The following is a 10,136-nucleotide window of genomic DNA, read 5'->3' as shown; positions in this document are numbered from 1 at the left end:
ACTCTATCAGATCTTTTCTCGATCCGATTTCCTCGGTGCTTTCCAGGTTCTCGCTCTCGCGTTTCCCTTTCCGGCGGTTCCGACTTTATCAGAAGTTCTGAGTCGGTTTTCCCACCCGCTCCGGGCACCTGTGTCCAGCGCGTGAAGTGCTGGGGTTCCCGGTTGGGCGGAGCCGTAAACGTACTGGAGCGGGGCGCCCCGATGCAAATCGAGGCGCCCCGCTCCGGGCTCGCGTCGGCCGGCTGCCGACGGGGCGTCAGACCTCCACGACCACCGGGAGGATCATCGGCCTGCGGCGATAGCTGTCCGAGACCCACTTGCCGAGGGTGCGGCGGACGAGTTGCTGCAGCTGGTGGGGCTCCACCACCCCGTCCTGGGCGGACCGCTCCAGCACTTCCGTGATCTTCGGGATGACGTCGGCGAAGACCGAGTCCTCGATGCCGGAACCGCGCGCCTGGATGTGCGGGCCGCCGGTGATCTTGCCGGTGGACGCGTCCACGACCACGAAGACCGAGATGATGCCCTCGTCGCCGAGGATCTTGCGGTCCTTCAGGGCCGGCTCGCCGACATCGCCGACGGAGAGACCGTCGACGTAGACATAACCGGCCTGGACCTTGCCGGAGATCTTGGCCTTGCCTTCGACCAGGTCGACCGCCACGCCGTCCTCGGCGATGACGATCCGGTCGTGCGCGACGCCCGTGAGCGCCCCCAGCTCGGCGTTGGCGCGCAGGTGCCGCCATTCGCCGTGCACCGGCATCAGGTTCTTCGGCCGGCAGATGTTGTAGAAGTACAGCAGCTCGCCCGCGGACGCGTGGCCGGAGACGTGCACCTTGGCGTTGCCCTTGTGGACCACGTTGGCGCCCCAGCGGGTCAGGCCGTTGATCACGCGGTAGACCGCGTTCTCGTTGCCGGGGATCAGCGAGGACGCCAGGATCACCGTGTCGCCGTCGACGATCCGGATCTGGTGGTCCCTGTTGGCCATGCGCGACAGCGCCGCCATCGGCTCGCCCTGGGAGCCCGTGCAGACCAGGACCACCTCGTGGTCCGGCAGGTCGTCCAGGGTCTTGACGTCGACGACCAGGCCCGGCGGGACCTTCAGGTAGCCGAGGTCGCGGGCGATGCCCATGTTGCGGACCATGGAGCGGCCGACGAAGGCGACCCGGCGGCCGTACTCGTGGGCGGCGTCCAGGATCTGCTGGATGCGGTGCACATGGCTGGCGAAGCTCGCCACGATGATCCGCTTGCGGGCGCCGGCGAAGACCTGCCGCAGGACGTTGGAGATGTCGCGCTCGTGCGGGGTGAAGCCCGGGACCTCGGCGTTCGTGGAGTCCGAGAGGAGGAGGTCGATGCCCTCCTCGCTCAGGCGCGCGAACGCGTGCAGGTCGGTGAGGCGGTTGTCCAGCGGGAGCTGGTCCATCTTGAAGTCGCCGGTGTGCACCACCATGCCGGCGGGGGTGCGGATGGCGACGGCCAGGGCGTCCGGGATGGAGTGGTTGACGGCGATGAACTCGCAGTCGAAGGGTCCGACGCGCTCGCGGTTCCCCTCCGCCACCTCAAGGGTGTACGGGCGGATGCGGTGCTCCTGGAGCTTGGCCTCGATGAGGGCGAGGGTCAGCTTGGAGCCGATCAGCGGGATGTCCGGCTTCTCGCGGAGCAGGAAGGGGACACCGCCGATGTGGTCCTCGTGGCCGTGCGTGAGGACGATGCCCTCGATGTCGTCGAGGCGGTCTCGGATGGACGAGAAGTCCGGCAGGATCAGGTCGATTCCGGGCTGCTCCTCCTCGGGGAAGAGCACTCCGCAGTCGACGATCAGCAGGCGGCCGCCGTACTCGAAGACCGTCATGTTCCGGCCGATCTCACCGAGACCGCCGAGTGGGGTGACCCGCAGGCCACCCTCAGGGAGCGGCGGGGGCGGGCCGAGTTCGGGATGCGGATGACTCAAAAGACTCTCCTCACCACGCGCGCCACGTACCGGTCGGGCACGTGGCGCGCGTGACGTTCGTGCATAAGCAGTTGTCGTTGTGGGATGCGGGCACCGGTGGCCCGCTTCTTCTGTTGTTCTTCAGTTGTGAAGCCCTTGTGGTGCCAAGTCTGTTGTCAGAGCTGTACCCCGCCGGCAGCAAGATCGATCTTGAGCTGGGCAATCTCCTCGGGCGAGCACTCGACCATGGGCGGGCGCAGCGGCCCGGCGGGCAGGCCCTGGAGGGCGAGCGCGGCCTTGGTGGTCATGACGCCCTGGGTGCGGAACATGCCGGTGTAGACCGGGAGCAGCTTCTGGTGGATCTCGGTGGCCTTGACGACGTCGCCTGAGACGTGGGCGTCGACCAGGGCGCGCAGGTCCGGGGTGACGACGTGGCCGACGACCGAGACGAAGCCGACCGCGCCCACGGAGAGCAGCGGGAGGTTCAGCATGTCGTCGCCGGAGTACCAGGCGAGGCCGGACTGGGCGATGGCCCAGCTGGCGCGGCCGAGGTCGCCCTTGGCGTCCTTGTTGGCGACGATCCGGGGGTGTTCGGCGAGCCGGACGAGGGTCTCGGTGCTGATCGGGACGCCGCTGCGGCCGGGGATGTCGTAGAGCATGACCGGCAGGCCGGTGGCGTCCGCGACGGCCGTGAAGTGCCGGTAGAGGCCCTCCTGCGGGGGCTTGTTGTAGTACGGCGTGACGACCAGCAGGCCGTGTGCGCCGGTGCGCTCGGCCTCGCGGGCCAGCTCGATGCTGTGGTGGGTGTCGTTGGTGCCGACTCCGGCGACGACGTGGGCGCGGTCGCCGACCGCCTCCAGTACGGCTCGTACCAGGTCCGATTTCTCCGCGTCACTGGTGGTGGGGGACTCGCCGGTGGTGCCGTTGATGATCAGGCCGTCGTTGCCTGCGTCCACCAGATGGGCGGCGAGTCGCTGCGCGCCGTCGAGGTCGAGTGCGCCGTCCGCCGTGAAGGGCGTGACCATGGCGGTGAGGACCCGCCCGAAGGGGGTCTGCGGAGTCGAGGTCGGAGCCATGGGTAACACGCTACTCGGTGCTCAATACGTGGTCTGCCCGTGGGGTGCCGGGAAAGTCCTGACAAATGCGGAGCCCGGCACTGCCTGCTCGGGGGTTCAAGCAGTGCCGGGTCCGTTTGATCAGGCTAGATGAACTTCTCTAAATGCCGCAATACGGACACTTCGTGAGGCTGATCCGGACATCCGTTCCTGGTGGGGGAACAGGGCTTCGCAGGCCTTGCTTACGGGGCCACGCGCCCGTTCGCGTTGAAGGCGGCGTACGTCAGCGGCATGAGCCTGGCCCACTCCGCCTCCATCTCCTCACCGACCATCTCGATCTCCCGCTGCGGGAAGGACGGCACCTTGGCCAGCTCGTGCTGGGTGCGCAGGCCGAGGAAGTGCATCAGGGAGCGGGCGTTGCAGGTGGCGTACATCGAGGAGTAGAGGCCGACGGGGAGGGTCGCGCGGGCGACCTCTCGGGCGACGCCCTCGGCGAGCAGCTTCTGGTAGGCCGTGTACGCCTGCTCGTACGACTCCCGCAGGGTGCTGCTGACCGCCTCGTGCTGGGCCGGGGTGCCCTCCACGAACACGTACTTGCCGGGGCGGCCCTGCTGGACCAGCTTGCGGTCGGCGCCGGGGACGTAGAAGACCGGCTGCAGCTCCCGGTAGCGCCCGGACTCCTCGTTGTACGACCAGCCCACGCGGTGCCGCATGAACTCGCGGAAGACGAAGATCGGGGCGCTGATGAAGAACGTCATCGAATTGTGCTCGAACGGACTGCCGTGCCGGTCGCGCATCAGGTAGTTGATCAGGCCCTTGGAGCGCTCGGGGTCCTTCTTCAGCTCGTCCAGGGACTGCTCGCCGGCGGTGGAGACCCGCGCGGCGAAGAGGACGTCGGCGTCCGACGCGCTGGACTTCACCAACTCGACGGTGACGTCACTGCGGAACGTGAGCGACTCGGGGGTGGTCACGGGGGTGGGGGTCCTTCCCATCACTTCTTAGGTTCGCGCCCACCTTACGGGGCACCCGCCCGGGCCGGAGCAGTACCTCACCTCAAAAATCCCACCACGGATTTTTTCCGACATGGGCACCTTTTGTGTCACTGGAGCGTCTGTACCCGTGAGGGCTGTTCGTTCGACCCCCGAGAGGAGACGTACCCGCCATGTTCCTCCCCCAGCCACCGCCGGGAGGTGCCCCCCGCGAGCCCGTACCCTTCGCCTTCCTGGCCGAGGCGGACCGGTTTCGCAGCAATGTCACTCCCCCGCCCCGTCAGCGGGCGTCCTTCGGCGAGATAGCCGGGCGCTGGCTGCTGGGACTCACGATCGTCGCCGGGCTTGCGGGGTCCCTCATCATCGGCATGCCGGCGATGTCCACGCCGTCCAGTACGCCGGCCCAGCAGTCCCAGGCCTCGCAGGGGCACTGACCCTTCCGGCCGTCCAAGGGTGGTGAGCGGGAACAGCGGCGGATAGCCTCACCGGGCACAGCTCACGCAAGAATTGTGAGGACCAGCCGTGCCCCTGTCCTTCCTGACGGCCGACCGGCCCTTCGAGGCCGCCGCCGAGAGCGCGCTGCCGTACGACGACCGGGAGCGCTGGCGGCGCCCCTACCGCCCGGGCCCCTGGCGTGTGGGCGTGGCGGCGCTGGTGCTGCTGCTCGCCTCGTTCGTGCTGTTCGCCGCGGTGGCCATCGCCCTGACCGACTCGGTGTCCGCCGCCGGGGCCGTCCTCCTCGGGGCGCTCCTGGTCATCGCGGTCGCGCTGAGGCTGCTGCGCATGGGCGTGTGGGTGAGCGGCCGCGGGGTGCGTCAGGTCGGCCCGCTGATGACGCGTACGACGCCCTGGGCCCAGGTGATCTCGGTGCGGACGGTGCAGCAGCCGGTGCGCTGGCTGGGGCTGCCGCGGACGGTGCAGGGTCAGGCACTGATGCTCGTCCGCCAGGACCGCTCGGCCGGGGACACGGCACCGCTGCTGACCACGCACACGCTGGATTTCCTGGGCCGGCCGGCCGCGTTCGACCGGGCCGCCGACACGGTGGAGGCGTGGGCGGCGGAGTGCGGGCGGCTGGCGCCGTAGAGGCGGGTCCGCTGCGCCGGGCGCTGCCCGGCGCCCCAGCCCACCCCCGTTCGACCAGCGCGGCACCTCCTGGCCCCTCAAGGCACCGGGGGAGGCACGGCGCGGGCTCGCTGGGTGGGCGCAGCCGGACGCTGTCAGGCGTGGACGGGACGGCCGTCGTGCAGGGCTATGGCTCTTTGCATCGCCTTGCGCGCCCGGGGGGTGTCGCGGGCGTCGTGGTAGGCGACGGCGAGGCGGAACCAGCAGCGCCAGTCCTCGGGGGACTCCTCGGTCTCGGCCTTGCGCCGGGCGAAGACCTCGTCGGCCGAGTCGCGGTCGATCCGGCCGCTGGGCAGGCGCTTGAGCTCGTCGACCGGCAGGGCTCCCTCGGCGTCCAGCTCGGCGGCGAGGGCGTTGGCCCTGCGGACGAACTGGGTGTTCTTCCACAGGAACCACAGGCCGATGACCGGCAGGATCAGCACCGCCACACCGAAGGTGACGGTGACGACCGTGCCGGACTGGATGAGCATCACGCCGCGGCTGCCGACCAGGACGAAGTAGAAGACCAGGACGGCGGCCGTGACGAGGTAGGTGATCTTCGCGCGCATGGGAGGTTCTGTCTCAGCTCAGGTCCAGGAAGTGTTCCAGGCCGAAGGTCAGGCCCGGAGTGGTCACCACGCGGCGGGCGCCGAGCAGGATGCCCGGCATGAAGCTGCTGTGGTGCAGGGAGTCGTGGCGGACGGTGAGCGTCTCGCCCTCGCCGCCGAGCAGCACCTCCTGGTGGGCCAGCAGGCCCCGCAGGCGGACGGCGTGGACCGGGATCCCGTCGACGTTCGCGCCCCTCGCGCCGTCCAGGGCGGTGGCCGTGGCGTCCGGCGCCGGGGCCGTACCGGCGGCCCGGCGGGCCTCGGCGATGAGCTGGGCGGTGCGCGTGGCCGTACCGCTCGGCGCGTCCACCTTGTTCGGGTGGTGCAGCTCGACCACCTCGACCGACTCGAAGTACGGCGCGGCGATCTGCGCGAACTTCATCGTCAGCACGGCCCCGATGGAGAAGTTCGGCGCGATGAGCACGCCGGTCTGCGGGGACTGGGCGAGCCAGCCCTTCAGCCGCGCGAGGCGCTCCTCGGTCCAGCCCGTCGTACCGACGACCGCGTGGATGCCGTGGCGTACGCAGAAGTCGAGGTTGTCCATGACGGAGTCCGGGGTGGTCAGCTCGACGGCGACCTGGGCGCCGGCCGCCGTCAGCGCCTCCAGCGTGTCGCCCCGGCCGAGGGCCGCGACCAGCTCCATGTCCTCGGCCGCCTCGACCGCCTTGACCGCCTCGGAGCCGATCCGGCCCTTGGCACCGAGGACCGCCACGCGCAGCTTGCTCATCTCTTGCTTCCTTAGGGGAGTGACGGGGAGGGATCAGGCGACGGCGTCGTGCAGCCGCGCGGCCTGCTTGTCCTTCAGCGGGCCGATGACCGACAGCGACGGCCGCTGCCCCAGGATGTCGCGGGCGACCGCGCGGACGTCGTCCGGGGTGACCGCCGCTATCCGGTTCAGCATGTCGTCGACGGACATCTGCTCGCCCCAGCACAGTTCGCTCTTGCCGATGCGGTTCATCAGGGCGCCGGTGTCCTCCAGGCCGAGGACGGTGGAGCCCTGGAGCTGGCCGATGGCGCGGGCGATCTCGTCGTCGGTGAGGCCGTCGGCCGCCACGTGGTCGAGTTCGTCGCGGCAGATCTTCAGCACGTCGTGCACCTGGCTCGGCCGGCAGCCGGCGTACACGCCGAACAGGCCGCAGTCGGCGAAGCCGGAGGTGTAGGAGTACACGCTGTAGGCGAGGCCGCGCTTCTCCCGGACCTCCTGGAAGAGCCGGGAGGACATGCCGCCGCCGAGGGCGGTGTTGAGCACGCCCATGGCCCAGCGGCGGTCGTCGGTGCGGGCGATGCCGGGCATGCCCAGGACCACGTGCGCCTGCTCGGTCTTGCGGCCGAGCAGCTCGACCTTGCCGGAGGTACGGATCGTCCGGCTGCCGTCGCGCGGGGCGATGGGCTGCGCGTCGGGGGTCCGCAGGGCGCCCGCCTTCTCGAAGGCCGCGCGGACCTGTCGTACGACCTTGGTGTGGTCGATGTTGCCGGCGCAGGCGACCACGAGGTGGGTGGGGTCGTAGTGCTTCCGGTAGAAGCGGCGGATGCGGTCGGCGGTGAGGGCGTTGACCGTGTCGACGGTGCCGAGGACGGGACGGCCGAGGGCGTTGTCGCCGAACATGGTGTGCGCGAACAGATCGTGCACGCAGTCGCCCGGGTCGTCCTCGGTCATGGCGATCTCTTCGAGGATCGCACCGCGCTCGACGTCGACATCCTGCTCCAGGATGAGCGAGCCGGTCAGCATGTCGCAGACGACGTCGATGGCGAGCGGCAGGTCGGTGTCGAGCACACGCGCGTAGTAGCACGTGTACTCCTTGGCCGTGAACGCGTTCATCTCGCCGCCGACGGCGTCGATCGCGGCGGAGATGTCCAGCGCGCTGCGCCGGCGCGTGCCCTTGAAGAGCAGGTGCTCCAGGTAGTGCGTGGCGCCGTTCAGGGCCGGGGTCTCGTCGCGGGAGCCGACGTGCGCCCAGATGCCGAAGGTCGCGGAGCGGACCGAGGGCAGGGTCTCGGTGACGATGCGCAGGCCGCCCGGGAGGGTGGTCTTGCGGACCGTGCCGATGCCGTTCTGGCCCTTGATCAAGGTTTGGGTACGGGCGACGGCCCGCGCCTCCGAAGAGGGGCGGGCCGTCACCTGGGAGCTACGGGACGTCACTGCTCGGCGTCGTCCTTCGCAGTCTCGTCGCCTTCCTCGCCCTCGATCACCGGAACGAGGGAGAGCTTGCCGCGGGAGTCGATCTCGGCGATCTCGACCTGGACCTTCTGGCCCACACCGAGGACGTCCTCGACGTTCTCCACGCGCTTGCCGCCGGCGAGCTTGCGGATCTGCGAGATGTGCAGCAGACCGTCCTTGCCGGGCAGCAGGGAGACGAACGCACCGAAGGTGGTGGTCTTGACGACCGTACCCAGGTAGCGCTCGCCGACCTCGGGCATCGTCGGGTTGGCGATGCCGTTGATCGTGGCGCGGGCGGCCTCCGCCGAGGGACCGTCGGCGGCACCGATGTAGATCGTGCCGTCGTCCTCGATGGTGATCTCGGCGCCCGTGTCCTCCTGGATCTGGTTGATCATCTTGCCCTTGGGGCCGATGACCTCGCCGATCTTGTCGACCGGGATCTTGACGGTGATGATCCGCGGGGCGTGCGGGGACATCTCGTCGGGGCGGTCGATGGCCTCCATCATCACGTCGAGGATGTGCAGGCGGGCGTCGCGGGCCTGCTTGAGGGCCGCGGCCAGGACGGAGGCCGGGATGCCGTCCAGCTTGGTGTCGAGCTGGAGAGCGGTCACGAACTCCTTGGTGCCGGCGACCTTGAAGTCCATGTCACCGAAGGCGTCCTCCGCACCGAGGATGTCGGTGAGGGTGACGTAGTGCGTCTCGCCCTCGATCTCCTGGGAGATCAGGCCCATGGCGATACCGGCGACCGGGGCCTTCAGCGGCACACCGGCGTTCAGCAGCGACATGGTGGAGGCGCAGACGGAGCCCATGGACGTCGAGCCGTTGGAGCTCAGCGCCTCGGAGACCTGACGGATCGCGTAGGGGAACTCCTCGCGCGTCGGCAGCACCGGCACCAGGGCGCGCTCGGCGAGGGCGCCGTGGCCGATCTCGCGGCGCTTCGGGGAGCCGACGCGGCCGGTCTCGCCGGTGGAGTACGGCGGGAAGTTGTAGTTGTGCATGTAGCGCTTGCGGGTCACCGGGGAGAGGGTGTCCAGCTGCTGCTCCATGCGGAGCATGTTGAGGGTGGTGACGCCCAGGATCTGGGTCTCGCCACGCTCGAACACCGCGGAGCCGTGCACCCGCGGGATGGCCTCGACCTCGGCAGCGAGCGTACGGATGTCCGTGACGCCACGGCCGTCGATGCGCTTCTTCTCCTTGATGACGCGCTCACGGACCAGGGTCTTGGTCAGCGAGCGGTACGCGGCGGAGATCTCCTTCTCGCGGCCCTCGAACTCCGGGAGGAGCTTCTCGGCGGCCAGACCCTTGACGCGGTCCAGCTCGGCCTCGCGCTCCTGCTTGCCCGCGATCGTCAGCGCGGAGGCCAGCTCCGGCTTGACGGCGGCGGTCAGGGCCTCGAGGACGTCGTCCTGGTAGTCCAGGAAGATCGGGAACTCGCCGGTCGGCTTCGCGGCCTTGGCGGCGAGGTCGGCCTGGGCGCGGCACAGGACCTTGATGAAGGGCTTCGCGGCCTCCAGACCGGCGGCGACGACCTCCTCGGTCGGCGCCTCGGAGCCGCCCTCGACCAGCTTGATGGTCTTCTCGGTGGCCTCGGCCTCGACCATCATGATCGCGACGTCGCCGTCCTCCAGGACGCGGCCCGCGACGACCATGTCGAAGACGGCGTCCTCGAGCTCGGTGTGCGTCGGGAAGGCGACCCACTGGCCGTGGATCAGCGCGACGCGGACGCCGCCGATCGGGCCGGAGAAGGGCAGGCCGGCCAGCTGCGTGGACGCGGACGCGGCGTTGATCGCGACGACGTCGTACAGGTGGTCGGGGTTGAGGGCCATGATCGTGGCGACGACCTGGATCTCGTTGCGCAGGCCCTTCTTGAAGGACGGGCGCAGCGGGCGGTCGATCAGGCGGCAGGTGAGGATCGCGTCCTCGGAGGGCCGGCCCTCACGGCGGAAGAAGCTGCCGGGGATCTTGCCGGCGGCGTACATCCGCTCCTCGACGTCCACCGTGAGGGGGAAGAAGTCGAGCTGGTCCTTGGGGTTCTTGGAGGCGGTGGTGGCCGACAGCACCATGGTGTCGTCGTCCAGGTACGCCACGGCGGAACCGGCGGCCTGCTTGGCCAGGCGGCCGGTCTCGAAGCGGATGGTTCGGGTGCCGAAGGGGCCGTTGTCGATGACGGCCTCGGCGTAGTGGGTCTCGTTCTCCACTAGCGTTTTCTCCGTTACATATCGTCTTTCGTCCCTTGGCTGCCCGTGTGGCAGGGGGACGGTGGCGGAGAAGCGCTCCGTCTGGTGCGGGCCGGTCTTCGATCGA

At 69.5% G+C, this 10,136-nt stretch carries 9 protein-coding genes; 2 read left to right on the top strand and 7 right to left on the bottom strand.

Going from position 1 to position 10,136, the window contains the following annotated elements; genetic code table 11:
• Positions 1 to 256 precede the first annotated feature (256 nt).
• The 3 genes from IO33_RS0121835 to thyX all read right to left on the bottom strand — a co-directional run bounded on the left by IO33_RS0121835 (position 257) and on the right by thyX (position 3,968).
• Positions 257 to 1,942, bottom strand: coding sequence for a ribonuclease J (locus tag IO33_RS0121835; protein WP_031167548.1), 1,686 nt, complete (start codon positions 1,940 to 1,942; stop codon positions 257 to 259).
• Positions 1,943 to 2,097: 155 nt separating this feature from the next.
• Positions 2,098 to 2,997, bottom strand: a complete 900-nt coding sequence (dapA, locus tag IO33_RS0121830; protein ID WP_031167546.1) for a 4-hydroxy-tetrahydrodipicolinate synthase — start codon at positions 2,995 to 2,997, stop codon at positions 2,098 to 2,100.
• Between the two features lie 221 nt (positions 2,998 to 3,218).
• Entirely contained in the window at positions 3,219 to 3,968 is a 750-nt protein-coding gene (gene thyX, locus IO33_RS0121825; RefSeq protein ID WP_031167544.1) for an FAD-dependent thymidylate synthase, read from the bottom strand.
• 170 nt (positions 3,969 to 4,138) lie between these two features.
• On the opposite strand from thyX, the gene IO33_RS0121820 reads away from it, so the two are divergent.
• Both IO33_RS0121820 and IO33_RS0121815 read left to right on the top strand, forming a co-directional pair.
• Complete coding sequence (locus IO33_RS0121820; RefSeq protein ID WP_051926887.1) at positions 4,139 to 4,399, top strand: hypothetical protein; 261 nt, start codon at positions 4,139 to 4,141, stop codon at positions 4,397 to 4,399.
• Positions 4,400 to 4,487: 88 nt separating this feature from the next.
• Positions 4,488 to 5,048: a phage holin family protein gene (locus IO33_RS0121815; protein WP_031167540.1), complete on the top strand. Its 561-nt coding sequence runs from the start codon at positions 4,488 to 4,490 to the stop codon at positions 5,046 to 5,048.
• A gap of 134 nt (positions 5,049 to 5,182) precedes the next feature.
• Here IO33_RS0121815 and IO33_RS0121810 read toward each other — a convergent pair whose 3' ends face one another.
• From IO33_RS0121810 to IO33_RS0121795, 4 genes are read right to left on the bottom strand one after another with little or no spacing between them, the layout of a single operon-like run.
• On the bottom strand, positions 5,183 to 5,635 hold the full coding sequence (locus IO33_RS0121810; protein ID WP_031167538.1) for a tetratricopeptide repeat protein: 453 nt from the start codon (positions 5,633 to 5,635) through the stop codon (positions 5,183 to 5,185).
• Between the two features lie 13 nt (positions 5,636 to 5,648).
• Positions 5,649 to 6,401: a 4-hydroxy-tetrahydrodipicolinate reductase gene (gene dapB, locus IO33_RS0121805; protein ID WP_031167536.1), complete on the bottom strand. Its 753-nt coding sequence runs from the start codon at positions 6,399 to 6,401 to the stop codon at positions 5,649 to 5,651.
• A 33-nt stretch (positions 6,402 to 6,434) separates the two neighbouring features.
• A complete protein-coding gene (locus IO33_RS0121800) occupies positions 6,435 to 7,814 on the bottom strand; it encodes a M16 family metallopeptidase (protein ID WP_031167534.1) in 1,380 nt (459 codons plus the stop codon).
• Entirely contained in the window at positions 7,811 to 10,030 is a 2,220-nt protein-coding gene (locus tag IO33_RS0121795; protein WP_031167532.1) for a polyribonucleotide nucleotidyltransferase, read from the bottom strand. The genes IO33_RS0121800 and IO33_RS0121795 overlap by 4 nt, the downstream gene beginning before the upstream one ends.
• Positions 10,031 to 10,136 lie beyond the last annotated feature (106 nt).

This window comes from Streptomyces durhamensis, assembly GCF_000725475.1.
GTDB classification, from domain to species: domain Bacteria; phylum Actinomycetota; class Actinomycetes; order Streptomycetales; family Streptomycetaceae; genus Streptomyces; species Streptomyces filipinensis.
Note: the sequence above shows the minus strand (reverse complement) of the source record. Positions and strands in the feature narration are given on the sequence as shown.

Bases quoted from the DNA above. Each gene is read 5' to 3' on its own strand.
- IO33_RS0121820 (WP_051926887.1), top strand. From the start codon at position 4,139: ATGTTCCTCCCCCAGCCACCGCCGGGAGGTGCCCCCCGCGAGCCCGTA.
- dapB (WP_031167536.1), bottom strand. From the start codon at position 6,401: ATGAGCAAGCTGCGCGTGGCGGTCCTCGGTGCCAAGGGCCGGATCGGC.
- IO33_RS0121810 (WP_031167538.1), bottom strand. From the start codon at position 5,635: ATGCGCGCGAAGATCACCTACCTCGTCACGGCCGCCGTCCTGGTCTTC.
- thyX (WP_031167544.1), bottom strand. From the start codon at position 3,968: ATGGGAAGGACCCCCACCCCCGTGACCACCCCCGAGTCGCTCACGTTC.
- dapA (WP_031167546.1), bottom strand. From the start codon at position 2,997: ATGGCTCCGACCTCGACTCCGCAGACCCCCTTCGGGCGGGTCCTCACC.